The 19057-nt window shown below is 56.3% G+C and carries 18 protein-coding genes; 7 read left to right on the top strand and 11 right to left on the bottom strand.

Features of this window, described 5'->3' with window-relative positions:
- The first annotated feature begins 135 nt into the window (after positions 1–135).
- Both BJ887_RS03645 and BJ887_RS03640 read left to right on the top strand, forming a co-directional pair.
- A complete protein-coding gene (locus tag BJ887_RS03645) occupies positions 136–468 on the top strand; it encodes an RcnB family protein (RefSeq protein WP_008500887.1) in 333 nt (110 codons plus the stop codon).
- Positions 443–898, top strand: coding sequence for a GNAT family N-acetyltransferase (locus BJ887_RS03640; RefSeq protein ID WP_014170875.1), 456 nt, complete (start codon positions 443–445; stop codon positions 896–898). The genes BJ887_RS03645 and BJ887_RS03640 overlap by 26 nt, the downstream gene beginning before the upstream one ends.
- A gap of 94 nt (positions 899–992) precedes the next feature.
- Here BJ887_RS03640 and apbC read toward each other — a convergent pair whose 3' ends face one another.
- Positions 993–2102 (bottom strand): iron-sulfur cluster carrier protein ApbC, encoded by a 1110-nt coding sequence (apbC, locus tag BJ887_RS03635; RefSeq protein WP_020883218.1) that lies wholly within the window; start codon positions 2100–2102, stop codon positions 993–995.
- 137 nt (positions 2103–2239) lie between these two features.
- Here apbC and metG point away from each other — a divergent pair, with 137 nt between their 5' ends.
- The gene (gene metG / locus BJ887_RS03630; protein WP_020883217.1) at positions 2240–4273 is read left to right on the top strand and encodes a methionine--tRNA ligase; all 2034 of its coding nucleotides are present in this window, start codon (positions 2240–2242) and stop codon (positions 4271–4273) included.
- Between the two features lie 64 nt (positions 4274–4337).
- On the opposite strand, the gene BJ887_RS03625 is transcribed toward metG, so the two are convergent.
- The 3 genes from BJ887_RS03625 to BJ887_RS03615 are packed head-to-tail and all read right to left on the bottom strand — an operon-like array spanning position 4338 to position 7259.
- Positions 4338–4808, bottom strand: a complete 471-nt coding sequence (locus tag BJ887_RS03625; RefSeq protein ID WP_014170878.1) for a DUF1456 family protein — start codon at positions 4806–4808, stop codon at positions 4338–4340.
- A 52-nt stretch (positions 4809–4860) separates the two neighbouring features.
- A complete protein-coding gene (gene btsR / locus BJ887_RS03620) occupies positions 4861–5580 on the bottom strand; it encodes a two-component system response regulator BtsR (RefSeq protein ID WP_020883216.1) in 720 nt (239 codons plus the stop codon).
- Entirely contained in the window at positions 5574–7259 is a 1686-nt protein-coding gene (locus tag BJ887_RS03615; RefSeq protein ID WP_025203652.1) for a sensor histidine kinase, read from the bottom strand. Before BJ887_RS03615 ends, btsR begins: the two co-directional genes overlap by 7 nt.
- A gap of 217 nt (positions 7260–7476) precedes the next feature.
- On the opposite strand from BJ887_RS03615, the gene mlrA reads away from it, so the two are divergent.
- On the top strand, positions 7477–8217 hold the full coding sequence (gene mlrA / locus BJ887_RS03610; protein WP_020883214.1) for an HTH-type transcriptional regulator MlrA: 741 nt from the start codon (positions 7477–7479) through the stop codon (positions 8215–8217).
- A gap of 69 nt (positions 8218–8286) precedes the next feature.
- Positions 8287–8400: a protein YohO gene (locus BJ887_RS03605; RefSeq protein WP_010433613.1), complete on the top strand. Its 114-nt coding sequence runs from the start codon at positions 8287–8289 to the stop codon at positions 8398–8400.
- Here BJ887_RS03605 and BJ887_RS03600 read toward each other — a convergent pair.
- From BJ887_RS03600 to bglX, 5 genes are all read right to left on the bottom strand, one after another.
- Positions 8375–9112, bottom strand: a complete 738-nt coding sequence (locus tag BJ887_RS03600; RefSeq protein ID WP_020883213.1) for an ABC transporter permease — start codon at positions 9110–9112, stop codon at positions 8375–8377. The genes BJ887_RS03605 and BJ887_RS03600 overlap by 26 nt on opposite strands.
- Positions 9096–10046 carry an ABC transporter ATP-binding protein gene (locus tag BJ887_RS03595; protein WP_032678565.1) on the bottom strand — a complete coding sequence of 317 codons (951 nt, stop codon included), beginning with the start codon at positions 10044–10046 and terminating at the stop codon, positions 9096–9098. Before BJ887_RS03595 ends, BJ887_RS03600 begins: the two co-directional genes overlap by 17 nt.
- Positions 10039–11196 (bottom strand): ABC transporter permease, encoded by a 1158-nt coding sequence (locus tag BJ887_RS03590; protein ID WP_121339282.1) that lies wholly within the window; start codon positions 11194–11196, stop codon positions 10039–10041. The genes BJ887_RS03595 and BJ887_RS03590 overlap by 8 nt, the downstream gene beginning before the upstream one ends.
- Before the next feature lie 12 nt (positions 11197–11208).
- Entirely contained in the window at positions 11209–12126 is a 918-nt protein-coding gene (locus BJ887_RS03585) for an ABC transporter substrate-binding protein (protein WP_121339280.1), read from the bottom strand.
- A 146-nt stretch (positions 12127–12272) separates the two neighbouring features.
- On the bottom strand, positions 12273–14570 hold the full coding sequence (gene bglX / locus BJ887_RS03580; RefSeq protein ID WP_121339278.1) for a beta-glucosidase BglX: 2298 nt from the start codon (positions 14568–14570) through the stop codon (positions 12273–12275).
- A gap of 189 nt (positions 14571–14759) precedes the next feature.
- On the opposite strand from bglX, the gene dld reads away from it, so the two are divergent.
- Both dld and BJ887_RS03570 read left to right on the top strand, forming a co-directional pair.
- Positions 14760–16508 carry a D-lactate dehydrogenase gene (gene dld / locus BJ887_RS03575; protein WP_113656067.1) on the top strand — a complete coding sequence of 583 codons (1749 nt, stop codon included), beginning with the start codon at positions 14760–14762 and terminating at the stop codon, positions 16506–16508.
- 111 nt (positions 16509–16619) lie between these two features.
- The gene (locus BJ887_RS03570) at positions 16620–17174 is read left to right on the top strand and encodes a GNAT family N-acetyltransferase (RefSeq protein ID WP_020883208.1); all 555 of its coding nucleotides are present in this window, start codon (positions 16620–16622) and stop codon (positions 17172–17174) included.
- Between the two features lie 66 nt (positions 17175–17240).
- On the opposite strand, the gene pbpG is transcribed toward BJ887_RS03570, so the two are convergent.
- Positions 17241–18164 carry a D-alanyl-D-alanine endopeptidase gene (gene pbpG / locus BJ887_RS03565; RefSeq protein ID WP_014170890.1) on the bottom strand — a complete coding sequence of 308 codons (924 nt, stop codon included), beginning with the start codon at positions 18162–18164 and terminating at the stop codon, positions 17241–17243.
- A gap of 167 nt (positions 18165–18331) precedes the next feature.
- Positions 18332–18919 carry a Yip1 family protein gene (locus tag BJ887_RS03560; RefSeq protein ID WP_014170891.1) on the bottom strand — a complete coding sequence of 196 codons (588 nt, stop codon included), beginning with the start codon at positions 18917–18919 and terminating at the stop codon, positions 18332–18334.
- Positions 18920–19057 lie beyond the last annotated feature (138 nt).

The raw sequence follows: 19057 nt of genomic DNA, 5'->3' as shown, positions 1-19057 counted from the left end.
ACTACACAAAACCGTCCACTTTTGTTACATTTTTTTTCAAACACACCATGCTTTGGTACTTAAAATGGACTGTCTGCCTCGCGTTCCATGAACCCGCAGACGAAAAGTATCTGTAACGATATCACTGGAGAAAAAATGGCTAAGCGTAAATTGCTGCTTCTGGGTGTATTACTGTCTCTGGCGGGTTCCGCGTTTTCTGCCCCGCAAACCGCCGCTGCGCCATCAGGCATTAAAGCCTATGAGGAACAAGAGTTCATCGCTGATTTCACCAAATTCAAGATTGGCGACACCGCACCGGCGCAGTATCAAACGCCTGAGTACACCATTAAACAGTACCAGCTGCGTAACCTGCCGGCCCCGGATGCGGGTACCCACTGGACCTATATGGGCGAGAACTACGTCCTGATTGGCGATGCAGATGGCAAAATCTACAAAGCCTACAATGGAGATATCTTCTATCACCGCTAATGACATTTTAATCCGGCCCTGGCAGGAGAGCGATCGCCCCTTTTTGCGAACACTCTATCTCCACGCGCGGCGCGAGGCCTGGCCATGGCTGGACGGTTCCGAGTGGCAGCTTGAAGACTTTGACGCGGCAACCCGCGACGAAGTGATTTGGGTGGCCGTTCAGGACGGTCATCGACTGGGTTTTGCTTCGGTGTGGACGAACGACAATTTCCTGCATAATCTGTTTGTCGATCCGCAGTATCAAGGCCTGGGCGTCGGTCATTTGCTCCTTGAACAGGTGCAAAACGCGTTCACCAGTACGGGTTCGCTGAAGTGTCTGGTAAAGAATGACCGGGCTGTTGCCTTTTACCAGCGCCATGGCTGGCATATTGAAGCGAAGGGTGACTCGCCGGAAGGCGAGTACTTTTTAATGCATTACGTACAGCGTTAAACGCGGGTGACGCTTCGCTGAGCCGGCCTACAACACGTTATTTCCGTAGGCCGGGTCAGGCGCAAACGCCGCCCGGCAATTCAGACTAAAGCACTCACACCGCGCGAAACGCAATTTCACTCGGGATGACTTCGCCCTGCCAGTAAAGCTGCGCCGCAACGCGCCCCGCCAGCTGTCGATACATCTCTGCAAATTCACTGTCCGGACGGCTGACGACCGTCGGCTTCCCGCTGTCCAGATCTTCACGCAGCGAGATGTGCAGCGGCATCTGCCCAAGCAGCTGGGTGTGATACTGCGCAGCCAGTTTTTCTGCCCCACCGGTGCCAAAGATAGGCTCATGGTGTCCGCAGTTGCTGCAGATATGCATGCTCATGTTCTCGACAATACCCAGCACCGGCACGTCCACTTTCTCGAACATCACGATGCCTTTTTTGGCGTCGATCAGCGCAATGTCCTGCGGAGTGGTCACCACGACCGCTCCCGTGACCGGAATGTTTTGCGCCAGCGTCAGCTGAATGTCACCGGTGCCCGGCGGCATATCCAGCACCAGATAATCCAGATCGGGCCACATTGTCTCCTGCAGCATCTGCATCAGCGCTTTGCTGGCCATCGGGCCACGCCACACCATGGCGTTATCGTCAGTCACCAGATAACCAATGGAGTTGGTTGCCAGACCGTGGGCCATGATCGGTGCCATGTGCGTGCCATCCGGCGAGGTTGGGCGCTGGTTTTCCGCGCCCAGCATGTTAGGCACAGACGGTCCGTAAATATCGGCGTCCAGAATACCGACCTTCGCCCCTTCGGCTGCCAGCGCGAGCGCCAGGTTTACCGCCGTAGAGGATTTACCCACCCCACCCTTGCCTGAACTGACGGCAATGATGTTTTTCACGCCGTTCACGCCCGGGTGGTTTTTCACACGCTTGAGGGTGGCGATGCTGTGGGTCAGCTTCCAGTCAATGGCTTTCGCGCCGGTAATGCGCAGCAGCTCAGAGCTGGTTTGCTCTTTCAGCGCGTCAAACGCGCTGGTCCAGACGAAGGGCATCTGCAGCTCGATGTGCAGCGTATCGTCCAGCCATGCGACATGGTGTAACGCTTTCAGCGTGGTGAGATTGTGCTTCAGGGTTGGATGCTGAAAGTTAGCCAGCGTCCCGGCGACCATTGCTCTTAAGGCTTCCGGTGATTTGGCCTGGGATTGAGAACTCATCCCGACTCCTTTGTTCTTGTGAATAAGACCTTAGATGAACAAGTTTACCTGAAAGGCCGTGGTTTGTGCTTACTTAATAATGCCCCTTTTGGTAATATCAAAAACCCTTTTCACAGTTAAAAGAAGTAATGCCTACTATGACTCAAGTCGCGAAGAAAATTCTGGTAACGTGCGCACTGCCGTACGCCAACGGCTCAATCCACCTCGGCCACATGCTGGAGCATATCCAGGCTGATGTCTGGGTCCGTTACCAGCGAATGCGCGGCCACGAGGTTAACTTCATCTGCGCGGACGATGCCCACGGCACGCCGATCATGCTGAAAGCGCAGCAGTTGGGGATCTCCCCAGAGCAGATGATTGCCGAAATGAGTCAGGAGCATCAGACCGATTTTGCGGGCTTTGACATCAGCTATGACAACTATCACTCCACGCACAGCGACGAAAACCGTGAGCTGTCGGAGCTGATCTACTCTCGCCTGAAAGAGAACGGTTTTATTAAAAACCGCACCATCTCTCAGCTGTACGATCCGGAAAAAGGCATGTTCCTGCCGGACCGCTTTGTCAAAGGTACCTGCCCGAAATGTAAATCACCGGATCAGTATGGCGATAACTGCGAAGTGTGCGGCGCAACCTACAGCCCGACCGAGCTTATCGATCCGAAATCTGTTGTTTCGGGTGCCACACCGGTAATGCGTGATTCCGAGCACTTCTTCTTCGACCTGCCGTCCTTCAGCGAAATGCTGCAGGCGTGGACCCGCAGCGGCGCGCTGCAGGAGCAGGTCGCGAACAAAATGCAGGAGTGGTTCGAATCCGGTCTGCAGCAGTGGGATATCTCCCGCGATGCACCGTACTTCGGTTTCGAAATTCCGAACGCACCGGGTAAATACTTCTACGTCTGGCTGGATGCGCCAATCGGGTACATGGGCTCCTTCAAGAACCTGTGCGACAAGCGCGGCGACACCGTCAGCTTTGACGAATACTGGAAGAAAGATTCCGACGCCGAGCTGTATCACTTTATCGGCAAAGACATTGTTTACTTCCACAGCCTGTTCTGGCCGGCGATGCTGGAAGGCAGTAACTTCCGTAAACCAACCAACCTGTTTGTGCACGGCTATGTGACGGTCAACGGCGCGAAGATGTCCAAATCTCGCGGTACGTTCATCAAAGCCAGCACCTGGCTGAACCACTTCGACGCGGACAGCCTGCGTTATTACTACACGGCGAAGCTCTCTTCCCGCATCGACGATATCGACCTGAACCTGGAAGATTTCGTGCAGCGCGTGAACGCCGACATCGTCAACAAAGTCGTCAACCTGGCTTCCCGTAACGCGGGCTTTATCGCCAAGCGTTTCGACGGCGTGCTGTCTGCCGAACTGGCCGATCCTGAGCTGTACAAAACCTTCACCGACGCCGCCGCGGCGGTTGGCGAAGCCTGGGAAAGCCGTGAGTTCGGTAAAGCGATTCGTGAAATCATGGCGCTGGCTGACGTGGCTAACCGCTACGTTGACGAGCAGGCACCGTGGGTTGTCGCGAAACAGGAAGGCCGCGACGCCGACCTGCAGGCGATCTGCACCATGGGCCTGAACATGTTCCGCGTGCTGATGACCTGGCTGAAGCCGGTACTGCCACAGCTGGCCTCCCGCGCTGAAGCGTTCCTCAACACCGAGCTGACCTGGGATGCTATCCAGCAGCCGCTGCTCGGCCACAAGGTGAATACCTTCAAGGCGCTGTACAACCGCATCGAGATGAAGCAGGTAGAATCCCTGGTGGAAGCGTCTAAAGAAGAGGTGAAGGCTGCCGCTGCGCCGGTGACTGGCCCGCTGGCAGACGATCCGATTCAGGAGACCATTACCTTTGATGATTTCGCCAAGGTCGATCTGCGTGTCGCACTGATTGAAAACGCGGAATTTGTCGAAGGCTCGGACAAACTGCTGCGCCTGACGCTGGATCTGGGCGGTGAGAAGCGTAACGTCTTCTCCGGAATCCGTTCTGCCTATCCTGATCCGCAGGTGCTGATTGGCCGTCAGACCGTGATGGTCGCCAACCTGGCACCGCGCAAAATGCGCTTCGGCATCTCGGAAGGCATGGTGATGGCGGCAGGTCCTGGCGGGAAAGATATCTTCCTGTTAAGCCCTGATGAAGGCGCCAAACCAGGTCAGCAGGTGAAATAATAAAAAAGCCGGAGATAATCTCCGGCTTTTTTTTGCCTCTTCATCCTTCACGCCCCGGTACCACTCACGGCTTAGCGTGATGCACCCGGTGAGTCAGTCCGCGTAAAAAATAACGCAAAAACTGGTCGCCGCACTCGCGGTAGTTCTTATGGTCCGGCGCACGCATCATGGCGGTGATCTCCGGCATCGACACGCGGTGCTTCTGCTCTGTCATAATCGCCAGAATATCGTCTGTTTTCAGTGAAAACGCGATACGCAGCTTTTTCAGCACCGTGTTGTTATTCACCCGACGCTCAAGCGCCAGTTCTGGTGCTGAGTCATCTTTCCCGCGCTTGTCGTAGATGAGGCCGTTCAGGAAGCCAGACAGGATAATGTCAGGGCAGCGAACAAACCCCTCTTCATCCTCTTTTGTCATCCAGGTGTCGAAACCGGCAGAGGTGGACTCCATGCCAGCAAGCGCAAGAATGCGCACCATATCGTTATTGTTTGCTTTCAGGGTGTAGCGCAGGCTACGGAGAATATCATTACTGAGCATGGGTGCCTTTAACTTAACTGTCGATGATGCAATGGGGCGCAGTGTACCAGTTTTACAGGCCGATCGCCTCTTTCAAACTCTTAAGGTAGCGGCGACTGACGGGGACGGTTTGCCCGGCACGCAGCACCAGCTCTGCCTGTCCATTGTCTTCCAGCCGGATCTCTTTCAGGTGCGCCATGTTCACCAGATACTGGCGATGGCAACGAACGAGCGGCGTTCGGCTCTCCAGCGTCCGCAGCGTCAGCTCGGTAAAGCCTTCGTTCCCCTCCGCGCTGGTAACAAATACGCCGCTCAAACGGCTGCTGACAAACGCCACATCGTCCATCTGCAGAAGGTAAATCCGACTGTGGCCGGTGCAGGGGATAAATTTCAGCGGCTGCTGGTTTTCCGGCAACAGCGTGACATCCTGCACGGTGCGCTCCTGGCGCAAACGGCTGAGAGTCTTTTCAAGACGCTTCTCTTCAATCGGTTTCAGTAAATAATCGAATGCGTGCTCCTCAAAGGCTTTGACGGCGTATTCATCGAAGGCGGTCAAAAACACAATGTAGGGGCGATGCTCCGGGTCGAGCATTCCGACCATCTCCAGGCCGCTAATTCGGGGCATCTGAATGTCGAGGAACAGCACGTCCGGGCGCAGTTTGTGCACGGCGCCAATGGCCTCAATGGCGTTTGCGCACTCCCCCACAATCTCAATGTCAGGCTGCTCCTGCAACAGAACGCGCAGGTTTTCCCGTGCTAACGGCTCATCATCCACAATCAGCACTCTTAGCATGCGTTTTCCTCCAGCGGCAGTCGTAACGTAATACGGGTGAATCGGTCGGGCTCACAGGCAACGGTAATGCCACAGTCATCACCAAAGTGCGCCCGCAGGCGTTTATCCACCAGGCTCATCCCTAATCCGCCTGAGGTGGAAGGCACGTAAAGCCCGGCGTTATCTTCAATATCCAGCACCAGATGATGGTTAAAGCGGCTGGCGGAAATGGTGATCTCCCCAATCCCCAACAGCTGTGACGTACCGTGTTTAATGGCGTTTTCCACAATAGGCTGCAGGGTAAAGGCCGGAAGATGCTGATACGCCAGCTCATCCGGGACGGATAATGACACCTGCAGACGAGTCTGGAAGCGGGCCTGCTCAATCTGCAGGTAGGCATTAACATGTTCTATTTCATCGGCCAGGGTCACAATCTCGGACGGACGTTTAAGGTTTTTGCGGAAAAACGTCGACAGGAACTGAACCAGCTGCGCGGCCTGATCGCTGTCACGGCGGATCACCGCTTTGAGCGTATTAAGCGCATTGAACAGGAAATGCGGATTCACCTGAGCGTGCAGGAGTTTAATTTCGGATTGCGTCAGCAACGCTTTCTGACGCTCATACTGCCCGGCGAGGATCTGCGCGGAGAGCAGCTGAGCAATGCCCTCTCCCAGCGTACGGTTGATAGAGCTGAACAGACGGTTTTTCGCTTCATAAAGCTTGATGGTGCCCATTACCCGCTGGTTTTCCCCGCGCAGCGGAATGACCAGCGTGGAGCCCAGTTTGCACTGCGGGTGCAGCGAACAGCGGTAAGGAACTTCGTTGCCGTCGGCATACACCACTTCGCCGGTTTCAATGGCGCGCAGCGTATAGGCGGAGGAGATCGGTTTCCCGGGCAGATGGTGATCGTCGCCCGTGCCGGTAAAAGCCAGCAACCGTTCACGGTCGGTTATCGCCACCGCGCCGATATCCAGCTCCTTATAAAGCACCTGCGCCACCTTCATGCTGTTCTCTTCGTTAAAGCCCTGACGCAGGATCCCCTCCGTCGAAGCGGCGACCTTCAGGGCCGTCGCGGAAAACGCCGAGGTGTACTTCTCAAACATGGCGCGCTTGTCGAGCAAAATACGCATAAACAGCGCAGCACCCACGGTATTCGTCACCATCATCGGTGCGGCGATATTGCTCACCAGATGAAGCGCATCGTCAAACGGTCGGGCAATCAGCAAGATGATGGCCATTTGCGCCATTTCAGCGACAAAGGTGATCGCCCCGGCGGTGAGCGGGCTAAAGACTTTATCCGGACGACCGCGCTTAATCATGTAGCTGTGAACCAGGCCGCCGAGCAGCCCTTCGACGATCGTTGAGATCATACAGCTCAGCGCCGTCATGCCACCCATCGAATACCGATGCAGGCCACCGGTTAACCCGACCAGCCCACCGACCACAGGGCCGCCAAGCAGCCCGCCCATCACGGCACCGATGGCTCGCGTATTGGCAATGGAGTCTTCGATATGGAGACCAAAATAGGTTCCCATAATGCAGAAAATAGAGAAGGTCACGTAGCAGAGCAGCTTGTGCGGCAGGCGTACGGTAACTTGCATCAGCGGAATGAACAGACGCGTTTTACTCATCAACCAGGCGATGACAAGAAACACGCACATCTGCTGAAGCAACAGCAGCACCAGATTAAACTCGTACATACTCAAAACCGCACACCCTCAAAACGCGTAACATACACTGCTGGCGGTAAACTTTCTTTGAAGCGCGGCAAAAAAGCTGCAATTCGTGCCCGGCATCACACCTTTTGCCGAACCTAACGCCTGCTTCGCATTATTCGTGCAAAAAACAACCATTTCTTCCTGGTTCAGTAAACAGGGACTACAGTTAAGCTGGGGACGCGTAAGCCAGGGGGCGAATATGGCGCTTTACACAATCGGTGAAGTGGCACTCCTTTGTGATATCAATCCCGTCACGCTACGGGCATGGCAGCGACGGTATGGATTACTCAAACCGCAGAGAACGGACGGAGGCCATCGTCTCTTCAACGATGCCGATATCGACCGGATCCGCGAGATCAAAAGCTGGATCGATAACGGTGTGCAGGTTGGCAAAGTGAAATCCCTGCTCAGCCATGACGATCCTGACACGCAGCTTCTTTGGCGCGAACAACAGGAAACGTTGCTGCGCCTTCTGCAGGCGGGCAATCTGCAGCGCCTGCGCGCATGGATAAAAGAGCAAGGGCGCGATTATCCTGCGCAAACGCTGATTACGCATCTTTTCATCCCGCTCCGTCGACGCCTGCAGTGTCAGCAGACCACCCTGCAGGCGCTGCTGAGTATGCTCGACGGCGTCCTGATCAACTATATTGCCGTCTGCCTTGCCTCGGCGAAGAACAAGCACGGAAAAGACGCGCTGGTGGTCGGCTGGAACGTGCACGATACTACTCGCCTGTGGCTGGAGGCCTGGATTGCCACCCAGAATGGCTGGCGCGTTGACGTCCTTGTGCACTCGCTGGCGCAATTTCGCCCTGAATTGTTCGACGGCCAGACCCTGCTGGTCTGGTGCGGAGAAGTGCCTTCCGCCTCGCAGCAACAGCTGATGACGGAATGGCGTGAACATGGCTACCCGGTTTACTCGCTTGGCCCGGAAGAGCCGTAACGGCATTTAATGGTTCATTAACAGCTGCGCTTCACCGTATAATTGTTCCGTTAACAACAGGAGCACATGATGAAGGCAACCAAACTGGCCGTAATTACCCTTTTTGTTCTGATGGCCGTAAGCGGTATCGGCGGCGTGATGCTGGCCGGGTATTCGTTTATTGTTCGTGGCGGTGTCGGCTGAGATACTGCGCCAGACGCTCAAAAACGCGATCGACGACGATTGCCGCCAGCGCCACCAGCAACGCCCCCTGCACAATATAGGCCGTATTGAACCCGCTTAAGCCGATGATAATCGGCGTTCCCAGGGTGTTGGCCCCCACCGTCGACGCAATGGTCGCCGTCCCGATATTGATGATCACCGACGTGCGGATCCCCGCAAGGATGACCGGTGCCGCCAGAGGGAGTTCAACTTTGCGCAACCGCTCTGCGCGACTCATCCCCATCCCTTCAGCAACGCTCAGTACCGACGCAGGTACCGCCGCAATACCGGCCAGCGTACCCTGCAGAATGGGCAACACACCGTATAAAATCAGCGCAATGATGGCCGGTTGCTGACCAAACCCCATCACCGGCACTGCAATCGCCAGCACCGCCACCGGCGGAAACGTCTGGCCAATCGCCGCAATGGTCTCCACCAGCGGGCGAAACTCCCGTCCCGCGGGGCGCGTGACCGCGATGCCCGCCCCCACGCCCAGTACAATAGCGACGGCACTTGAGAGCACCACCAGCCAGAGATGGGCCAGGGCGAGATTAATAAAACTCTCCTGCTGATACACCGGGCGCGGCAAGTCGGGGAAAAGCGTGCTAAACAGCGCCGCGCTGTGCGGCATCAGGAACAGCAAAGCGACAAAGAGCACGACCAGCCAGAGCAGCGGATCACGAAGAGCCTTCACGTGTCACCTCCCCTGCCAGCAGATCGCGAAAATGCAGGGTGCCACTTGGCGCGCCCCGGGCATCCGCAACGGGCAACACTTCACACTGACGGGCAACAAACGCCGAAAGCGCATCCCGCAAGCTCATCTGTTCCTGCAGAGGCTCGCCACGCACCGTCGCGTCCTGTCGACGCATATAGTCGCTGACCGTACGCAGCGAGAGCAGCCTGACGCCCAGCTCGCTGCGGCCAAAAAACTCACGCACAAAATCGTTTTTCGGCCAGGTCAGCAGCTCAAGCGGCGTCCCCTGCTGCACCACCTCGCCATGGTCCATCAGCACCAGATGGTCGGCCAGACGCAGCGCCTCATCAATATCGTGCGTCACAAGAATGATTGTTCGCCCCAGAATGCGATGAATGCGGGTCATTTCCGCCTGCAGTGCGGCGCGCGTGACCGGATCCAGCGCGCCGAAGGGTTCATCCATCAGTAACACCTGCGGATTGGCCGCCAGCGCACGCGCCACGCCCACCCGCTGCTGCTGGCCTCCGGAAAGCTGGTGCGGGTAGCGGTCACGCAGCGCAGGTTCTAACCCGAGCAGAGACATCAGTTCATCAACCCGGTCGGCAGTTTTTGCCCGCGACCATTTCTCCAGCTGCAGCACGGTGGCGATGTTCTGCGCGACCGTCCAGTGCGGAAACAGGCCGATGGACTGGATGGCATACCCCATACGACGACGCAGTTCCAGCACAGGCAGGCTGCGGATCTCCTCTCCGGCAAAGCGGATCAGACCGCTGTCATGCTCAACCAGGCGGTTAATCATCTTCAGGGTGGTGGATTTTCCCGACCCCGATGTGCCAATCAGCACAGAAAATGCGCCCTCGGCAAAATTCAGGTTGAGATGGCTTGCCGCCGGACGACCCGCAAAGGTTTTACTGACATCGTGAAATTCAATCATTGGCTCTTCTCCTGAGCAGCGCGAGCCATAAGGCAAACAGCGCGTCGATGACAACCGCCAGCGCAATCGTGGGCACCACGCCCAATAACACCAGGTCCAGGGCGCTACTCAACAGCCCCTGGAAAACCAGCGCGCCAAAGCCGCCCGCGCCGATCAGCGCCGCAATCACCGCCATACCAACGGTTTGCACCGCCACCACCCGCAGGCTGCGCAGCAGCAGGGGCAAAGCCAGCGGCAGCTGGATCTTCCAGAAACATTGTCTCGCGCTCATCCCCATTGCATGGGCACTTGCCAGCACGTCCGGCGCGACCTGGCTCAGCCCGGCCACCACACCGCGCACCAGCGGCAGCAGCGCATAGAGCACCAGCGCGATAAGGGCTGGCGTTAAACCGGTTCCGGCGATCCCCATCGTTCCCAGCACCGGGAACGACTTCACCAGCCCGGCCAGCGGAGCAATCAACAGGCCAAACAGAGCGACGGACGGGATAGTCTGAATCACATTCAGTACGGCAAACACCCCGCCCTGACGTGAAGGGTGGCGATAGCACCACATACCCAGCGGTATGCCGAGCAGTAAGGCCGGGATCAGGGTGCCGAAGAGGATCGTGAGGTGTTGCGCCAGGGCGTCATTAAACACCTCCTGACGGTTGGCGTACTCTTTTAACAGCGAGAGATTATTCAGCTCACCGCTAAACAGCAGCAGCAATGGAATACACCATATCTGGGCATTAAGTATCCAGCGCCAGACGGATGTTGAGATAAGACGGCGAATAGCATCGCTGCAGGCCAGCAGACACAGCGCCAGCCAGAGCCACAAACCGCTACCCACAGAGGTTCTTGCCAGCGGACTTTCCGCCGAGGTCATGTGCGTTGCTGCAAGCCCGCCTCCCCAGAATAAGGCGATAAACAGCCCTTCACAAAGCAGCAGCGTCAGCCACTGAGCCGTGCGTCCTTGCCAGAGCGACAACGCAACCCACGCGCCCAGTGCCGTCACCAGTAACCACGGCGTAAATGACCAGACCTTCCAGAGCGAGCGACTCTCCCCCGACATCAGGCGATTCGGGGCCACATTCACAAACGGTAACGCGACCGCCGCGATGGCCACACAGGCCAACAGCAGCAGTACGCGGTTATGACATTTTATTGGCACAGCCCTGTCCTGTTACTTCACAAGCCCTTGTTGTTTCAGGAAATCGGCGGCCACTTTTTTGGCATCCAGTCCCTCAACGGCAATGCTGGCATTCAGCTGTTGCAGCGTTTTTGCATCCAGCTTTTCGAAGACCGGTTTGAGCCATTCAGCAATATCCGGGTACGCTTTAAGTACCGCTTCCCGCACGACAGGTGCCGGGGCGTAAATCGGCTGGACGCCTTTTGGATCGGTTAAGGTTTGCAGGCCAAGCGCCGCGACCGGGCCGTCGGTGCCGTAAGCCATCGCCGCATTAACGCACGACGTTTGCTGCGCAGCGGCTTTGATGGTCACCGCGGTATCACCACCCGCCAGAGAGAGCAGCTGGGCCTGATCCAGTTTGAAATCATAGGCTTTTTCAAATGCCGGCAGCGCATCCGGACGCTCAATAAACTCAGCGGAAGCCGCAAGCTTAAAGTCACCTTTCTCTTTCAGGTAGCGACTCAAATCCGCAAGCGAGGTCAGCTTTCCTTTCTCCGCCACGTCCTTGCGCACCGCGATGGTCCAGGTATTGTTGGCCGGCGCTGGCGTCAGCCAGACCAGCTTATTTTGCTCAGCGTCGAGTTTTTTGACTTTTTCATACCCGGCTTTGGCATTTTTCCACGCCGGATCGTTTTCATCTTTGAAGAAAAACGCGCCGTTGCCGGTGTATTCCGGGTAGATATCCAGCTCGCCGGAGGTAATCGCACCGCGTACCACAGGCGTGGTTCCCAGCTGGACTTTATTGACGGTTTTAACACCGTGGCTTTCCAGTACCTGCAGAATAATGTTACCGAGCAGCGCACCTTCGGTATCTATCTTGGAACCCACTTTTACCGGTTCTGCCGCCTGTAATGGCAGACTCAGCGCCGCCAGTAACACCGCTGAACCCAACATCCCCTTTGCAATCGTCATTCCACTGTCCTCATTTTTTTGCTGCCTTTTTCAGAGGCTTGAGAGAAAAGCGTAGCTTAAAACGGCGGAATTAACCGTCAAAATGCCTTTTTAACATAAGGTAAGACGCATCCCCCGCAAAGCGGGGGATGCAAGGGAGGGAAACGTCAGAGCAGCTCGAACTCGCCTTTATTAACGCGGGCGGAATCGACCCCGATAAAGACGTTAAACTTGCCTGGCTCCGCATCATATTTCATCTGCTGGTTCCAGAACTTCAGCGCATCCACGTCGATGGGGAAGCTGATGGTTTTGGTTTCGCCCGGCTTCAGGTTGACCTTCTCGAAGCCACGCAGCTGTTTCACCGGACGGCTCATGGAGGCGGTCACATCCTGGACGTACATCTGAATGACCGTTGCCCCTTCGCGTTTACCGGTGTTGCTCACCTCGACGCTTGCGGTAACTTTGCCGTCACGCTTCAGGGTCGGCGCAGACATTTTGACGTCAGAAACCTTGAAGGTGGTGTAGCTCAGACCGTAACCAAACGGATACAGCGGGCCGTTCGCTTCATCGAAGTAACGGGAGGTGTACTTATTCGGTTTGTCGGCGTTGTACGGCCGGCCGGTATTCAGGTGGCTGTAGTAAACCGGGATCTGCCCGACCGAGCGCGGGAAGGACATTGGCAGCTTGCCTGACGGGTTGTAATCGCCAAACAGCACGTCGGCAATCGCGTTACCGCCTTCGGTACCGGCGAACCAGGTTTCCAGGATCGCGTCGGCCTGCTGGTCTTCTTTGACCAGCGCCAGCGGACGACCGTTCATCAGCACCAGCACCAGCGGCTTGCCGGTCGCCTTCAGGGCGGCAATCAGATCGCGCTGGCTTTGCGGAATGGTGATGTCGGTACGGCTGGAGGCCTCATGCGCCATCCCCTGCGCTTCACCCACTACCGCGACAACCACGTCAGATTGCTTAGCGGTGTTCACCGCTTCATCAATCATCTCTTTCGGCGAACGCGGATCGACCTTCACCGCCTCTTCGTACTGATTGAGGAAGGTGACAATGTCTTTATCGTTGGTGACGTTCGCCCCTTTGGCGTAAACCACTTTCGCGTTCTCACCCACGGCATTCTTGATACCGGTCAGCACCGTGACGGACTGATCGGCCACCCCCGCTGCAGACCAGCTCCCCATCACGTCGCGCTTGCTGTCAGCCAGCGGGCCCACCACGGCAATGGTGCCGGATTTCTTCAGCGGCAGCGTGTCGAGGCGGTTTTTCAGCAGCACCAGACTTTCGCGTGCCACATCGCGGGCCTCTTTGCGGTGCAGACGGCTTTCCGCGTTGGTGTCCGCCGGGTCAGAATCTTTCGGCCCCAGGTGGCTGTACGGGTCGTTAAACAGCCCCATATCATATTTCACGTTCAGCACGTGGCGCGTGGCGTCATCCAGCTCCGCCATGGTCACCTTACCGCTCTTCACCAGCCCCGGCAGGTATTTGCTGTAGTACTCGTCGCTCATGCTCATGTTGATGCCGGACTTGAGCGCCACGCGTACCGCGTCTTCCGGATCGGAGGCGGTACCGTGCTTAATGAGCTCTTTAATGGCACCGTGATCAGAGACGGTAATGCCCTTAAAGCCCCACTGGTCACGCAGAACGTCTTTCAGCAGCCACGAATCGGAGGTCGCCGGCGTGCCGTTGAGGGAGTTCAGCGCCACCATCACCGCGCCGCTGCCGGCATCCAGCCCCGCTTTGTACGGTGGCATGTAGTCGTTGAACAGCCGCTGCGGGCTCATATCCACGGTGTTATACTCTTTACCCCCTTCCACGGCGCCATAGGCCGCGAAGTGTTTGACGCTGGTCATCACCGCGTAGCGATCTGCCGGGCTCTTACCCTGCATCGCTTCCACCACGGTTTTCCCCATCGTGGCTGTTAAATAGGTATCTTCACCAAACCCTTCTGAGCCGCGGCCCCAGCGCGGATCGCGGGAGACGTCCACCATCGGTGCCCAGGTCATATTCAGACCATCATCCGCCGCTTCATAGGCAGAAACGCGCCCCACGGTTTTCACCGCATCAAGGTTAAAGGACGATGCCAGACCAAGGCTAATCGGGAAGACGGTACGCTGACCGTGCACCACGTCATAGGCGAAGAACAGCGGAATTTTCAGGCGGCTGAGTTCCATCACCTGATCCTGCATTTTGCGGATATCCGGGCGGGTGACGGTGTTAAAAATAGCCCCGACCTGCCCGTCTTTGATCATCTCGCGGATGGCCTCTTTCGGGTTATCCGGGCCGACGCTGATAAGACGCAACTGGCCAATTTTCTCATCGACCGTCATTTTCTTGAGCAATTCCGTGACAAACGCGTCCCGGGCTTCAGGCGTGAGCGGGTGATTGCCAAACAAATCCTCTGCCAGCGCAGGTTGCAGCGCCAGGCTGACGGCGACACCTACAGAACATAGCCATTTCATGTCGTTTTACTCTCTCATCAATAACCGCCGGAAGAACTCGGCCAGACCGTGCGAAAAGCGCAGTGTGCCACAAACCCTCAGAACGTTGCAGGGTTATTCTCTGATTTTTCTCGTGAATACTCGACCGCTTAACAGTTAATCGCGCTATGCTTTACAGCGAGAAATTTGCCCCACCACAAGGAGTGGAAGATGTCTTCTGTTCGAACTCACGATAACACGACGTTTATTAACGAACTGTCGCGCCTGGTTGGCTCCTCTCACCTGCTTACCGACCCGGCAAAAACCGCCCGCTACCGTAAGGGCTTTCGTTCCGGTCAGGGCGAGGCGCTGGCGGTGGTGTTTCCCGGCACGCTGCTTGAACTCTGGCGCGTCCTGAGCGCCTGCGTGGCCGCCGACAAAATTATTCTCATGCAGGCGGCTAACACCGGCCTGACTGAAGGCTCAACGCCGAACGGCAACGATTACGATCGTGACATCGTGATCATCAGCACCCTTCGTCTCGACAAACTGCATCTGCTGGATAAAGGCGAGCAGGTGCTCGCGTTCCCTGGCACGACGCTCTACTCCCTTGAAAAAGCGCTTAAGCCGCTGGGACGCGAACCGCATTCGGTCATTGGCTCATCCTGTATTGGCGCCTCCGTGATCGGCGGGATCTGCAATAACTCCGGCGGTTCGCTGGTGCAGCGCGGCCCGGCTTACACCGAGATGTCACTTTTTGCCCGTATCGACGAAAACGGCAAGCTGACCCTGGTCAACCATCTGGGCATTGATCTTGGCGTTACGCCGGAGCAGATCCTGAGTAAGCTCGACGACGATCGGGTGAAAGATGAAGACGTCCAGCACGACGGTCGTCATGCTCACGACCACGATTACATCACCCGCGTGCGGGATATCGAAGCGGATACCCCGGCACGTTACAACGCCGACCCTGATCGCCTGTTTGAATCTTCGGGCTGTGCGGGCAAGCTGGCTGTTTTTGCCGTGCGCCTCGACACCTTCCCGGCCGAGAAAAAACAGCAGGTGTTCTACATCGGCACCAATCAGCCGGACGTGCTGACCGAGATCCGTCGTCATATTCTGGGCGAGTTCACTCACCTGCCGGTGGCGGGCGAGTACATGCACCGTGATATTTACGACATCGCGGAACGCTACGGCAAAGATACGTTCCTGATGATCGACAAGCTCGGCACCGATAAAATGCCGTTCTTCTTCACCATGAAGGGCCGTACCGACGCGATGCTGGAAAAAGTGCCGCTGTTTAAACCCCACTTTACCGACCGCTTTATGCAGAAACTGGGCAACGTCTTCCCGTCACATCTGCCGGAGCGGATGAAAACCTGGCGCGATAAGTACGAGCATCACCTGCTGCTGAAAATGGCCGGGGACGGAATTGCCGAAGCGCAAACCTGGCTCAGTGAATTCTTCAAAACTGCCGAAGGCGATTTCTTTGCCTGTACCCCTGAAGAGGGCAGCAAAGCCTTCCTGCACCGTTTCGCCGCTGCGGGTGCCGCCATTCGTTATCAGGCGGTGCATTCAGACGAGGTGGAAGACATTCTGGCGCTGGATATCGCCCTTCGCCGCAACGATAACGAGTGGTTTGAACACCTGCCGCCGGAAATTGACAGCAAGCTGGTCCACAAGCTCTATTACGGCCACTTTATGTGCTACGTCTTCCACCAGGATTACATCGTTAAGAAAGGGGTGGATGCGCACGCGCTGAAAGAGCAGATGCTCGCGCTGCTGCACGCGCGAGGCGCACAATATCCTGCGGAACATAACGTGGGGCATCTTTATAAGGCTCCTGACGCACTTAAGCAGTTTTATCGCGAGAATGACCCCACAAACAGCATGAACCCCGGCATTGGTAAAACAACGCGGAATAAATACTGGAAAGAGAGTCCTGACGCGGAGCAGCCCGTGACGCAAGCGTCTGATTAATTCCCACAGCCAAATTTGAGAGATTGTTAAGCGCGCCTTAATCGTACTAGAGTAGCGTTCTGTCGCCGGAGAAACGTTTCTCCGGCATCTGTTACGAGGAGCAGGCACATCATGTCGGCTGTTGATATTTTATCCGAAACCGAAGTGGAAGTGCGCGATGCCCTTCCCGACGATGTGCATGCTATCGCCGCTATCTACGCCTGGCATGTGCTTCACGGGCGCGCATCCTTTGAAGAAGTTCCCCCCACCATTGATGAAATGCGTCAGCGAATGAAAAGCGTGGCCGAGAATGGCTTACCGTGGCTTGTCGCGCTGTACCGCGGCATCGTCGTAGGCTACTGCTACGCGACGCCTTACCGTCCGCGCCATGCCTATCGCTACACTCTGGAAGAGTCGATTTACGTGGATGCGAGTACTACCGGTCGTGGTTTTGGCTCCGTCCTGATGGATGCGCTGATCGCCCGCTGCGAGCAAGGACCGTGGCGGCAGATGATTGCCGTTGTGGGGGATGGCAACAACAATGCCGGCTCGTTACGGTTGCATAAGAAATACGGCTTCGAAATCGTCGGTCAGTTACGCAGCGTCGGGTATAAGAAAGGTGACTGGCGGGATACGGTGATCATGCAGCGCTCACTCAATGACGGAGACTGGACGCTGCCGGAGTAAGACGCAGCGAGGTCTGTTGCCCTCTCCCGCGGGAGAGGGCGAAAACACAGTCATCAGCAATCCGGCTCAGTCGTTCTGGGCGGTTGCCATCTGCTCTGCTTTCTGCTTTTTGTAGGTCAACGCCGCGGCCGGTACCGGCTGCACTTTCCCCGTCTCAATCCAGGTACGCAGTCGGCTTGCATCCGCGAAGTGGGTGTATTTGCCAAAGGCATCCATCACCACCAGCGCCACCGGTTTACCGTTGAATACGGTACGCATCACCAGGCAGTGTCCCGCCGCGTTAGTAAACCCGGTTTTCGTTAACTGAATATTCCAGTTATCCCGGTACACCAGATGGTTAGTATTACGGAACGGCAGCGAATAGGCCGGGTTCGCAAAGGTCGCCATCTCTTCACGGGTCGTACTGAGCTGACCAATCAGCGGGTACTGTTTGCTGGCAATCAGCAGTTTTGTCAGGTCGCGGGCCGTGGAGACGTTGTGAATCGACAGGCCAGTCGGCTCGACGTAACGGGTATTGGTCATCCCCAGCGATTTGGCTTTTGCGTTCATCGCACGAATAAATGCGTCATAGCCACCCGGATAGTGGTGGGCCAGGCTCGCCGCCGCGCGGTTTTCAGAAGACATCAGCGCCAGCAGCAGCATGTTTTTACGGCTGATTTCGCTGTTCAGTCGCACGCGGGAGTAGATCCCTTTCATCTCCGGCGTATGGCTGATATCCACTTTCAGTTTTTCGTCCAGCGGCAGATGTGCATCAAGCACCACCATCGCGGTCATTAATTTGGTAATCGAGGCGATCGGGCGTACCAGATCCGGATGGCTGGCGTAAATCACCTTATTGGTGTTGAGATCAACAATCATCGCACTGCCGGAAGCGATTTGCGGCTGGGCAGCAGCGGTGGTCACGGCGGGCGTTTTGGCGATCGCTGGCGCGGCAGCGGACGCTCCCAGCAACAGGGCCAGGCTAAGTAAAGAGACTCGGAATTTCAGCATGGTGAGACTTCTGATAATTATTCACGCACGTTATGACGTACACCGCCTGTGTCGATGGAGAAACGCAGGCTGGCTTCGGCATCATAGCGGTCACCGGGCTTTGTCGCCAGAGGATAATCGTGAACAGATGCTGCATTGCTGGCATTTACGCCAGCAATGCAGTGAGCCTAGAAGAGACGGTATCCATAACCCCACAGAATAACCGTCAGAGCCAGTAGCGCTTCCAGCACCAGCACGCCGATGGCGAGCGTTGAACTGGAGAAGCTCAGGCCCTCTTCTTTATTGATATTGAGGAAGGTTGGTACCCCCAGATACAGCAGATAACCGGTATAAAAGAGGGCAATAGTACCGATCAGCGCGCACAACCAGACCAGTGGATACAGCGCCACAATACCGCTTAAAAACAGCGGGGTCGCGACATACCCGGCGAAAACCATACAGTGTGCCAGCGATGGACGTTGCGGATAGTTACGCGCCATCCAGTGAATGACACGCCCCATGACAGCCACACCCGCCAGCATCAGGCCATAAAAGAGAATGGCCAGTGAAAGACCGGTAAACCAGGAAAGCTGAACCACGGTGCCATCACCAAAGTTCCAGCCGATTTGTGTTGTGCCAATAAACGCGCAGATTACAGGCACCGCTGCCATCAGCAGCACATGATGCGTGTAATGATGCGAGACCGTTTCGTTCTCCGTTTTGATGACATGCATTTCACGATCGGGATGGGAGAAAAGTCCCCAGACATGGTTCATAACGCCCCCTTGTTGTCGGCCCGTCAGCAATATCTTAAGTATAATGCAGGCCAGAGATTATTTTATGTACAGTGGGAAATTTCCGTTGATTGCCCCGTTATTGATTCATGGGGTATATGATTAAACGAGGCATAATAA

This window comes from Enterobacter sp. WPR_3_1 (assembly GCF_003635055.1).
Lineage (GTDB): Bacteria > Pseudomonadota > Gammaproteobacteria > Enterobacterales > Enterobacteriaceae > Enterobacter > Enterobacter ludwigii.
Note: the sequence above shows the minus strand (reverse complement) of the source record. Positions and strands in the feature narration are given on the sequence as shown.

Excerpts from the sequence above, each read along its gene's own strand:
- BJ887_RS03645 (WP_008500887.1), top strand. The coding sequence starts at position 136 with ATGGCTAAGCGTAAATTGCTGCTTCTGGGTGTATTACTGTCTCTGGCG.
- BJ887_RS03640 (WP_014170875.1), top strand. The coding sequence starts at position 443 with ATGGAGATATCTTCTATCACCGCTAATGACATTTTAATCCGGCCCTGG.
- apbC (WP_020883218.1), bottom strand. The coding sequence starts at position 2,102 with ATGAGTTCTCAATCCCAGGCCAAATCACCGGAAGCCTTAAGAGCAATG.
- metG (WP_020883217.1), top strand. The coding sequence starts at position 2,240 with ATGACTCAAGTCGCGAAGAAAATTCTGGTAACGTGCGCACTGCCGTAC.
- BJ887_RS03625 (WP_014170878.1), bottom strand. The coding sequence starts at position 4,808 with ATGCTCAGTAATGATATTCTCCGTAGCCTGCGCTACACCCTGAAAGCA.
- btsR (WP_020883216.1), bottom strand. The coding sequence starts at position 5,580 with ATGCTAAGAGTGCTGATTGTGGATGATGAGCCGTTAGCACGGGAAAAC.
- BJ887_RS03615 (WP_025203652.1), bottom strand. The coding sequence starts at position 7,259 with ATGTACGAGTTTAATCTGGTGCTGCTGTTGCTTCAGCAGATGTGCGTG.
- mlrA (WP_020883214.1), top strand. The coding sequence starts at position 7,477 with ATGGCGCTTTACACAATCGGTGAAGTGGCACTCCTTTGTGATATCAAT.
- BJ887_RS03605 (WP_010433613.1), top strand. The coding sequence starts at position 8,287 with ATGAAGGCAACCAAACTGGCCGTAATTACCCTTTTTGTTCTGATGGCC.
- BJ887_RS03595 (WP_032678565.1), bottom strand. The coding sequence starts at position 10,046 with ATGATTGAATTTCACGATGTCAGTAAAACCTTTGCGGGTCGTCCGGCG.
- BJ887_RS03585 (WP_121339280.1), bottom strand. The coding sequence starts at position 12,126 with ATGACGATTGCAAAGGGGATGTTGGGTTCAGCGGTGTTACTGGCGGCG.
- bglX (WP_121339278.1), bottom strand. The coding sequence starts at position 14,570 with ATGAAATGGCTATGTTCTGTAGGTGTCGCCGTCAGCCTGGCGCTGCAA.
- dld (WP_113656067.1), top strand. The coding sequence starts at position 14,760 with ATGTCTTCTGTTCGAACTCACGATAACACGACGTTTATTAACGAACTG.
- BJ887_RS03570 (WP_020883208.1), top strand. The coding sequence starts at position 16,620 with ATGTCGGCTGTTGATATTTTATCCGAAACCGAAGTGGAAGTGCGCGAT.
- pbpG (WP_014170890.1), bottom strand. The coding sequence starts at position 18,164 with ATGCTGAAATTCCGAGTCTCTTTACTTAGCCTGGCCCTGTTGCTGGGA.
- BJ887_RS03560 (WP_014170891.1), bottom strand. The coding sequence starts at position 18,919 with ATGAACCATGTCTGGGGACTTTTCTCCCATCCCGATCGTGAAATGCAT.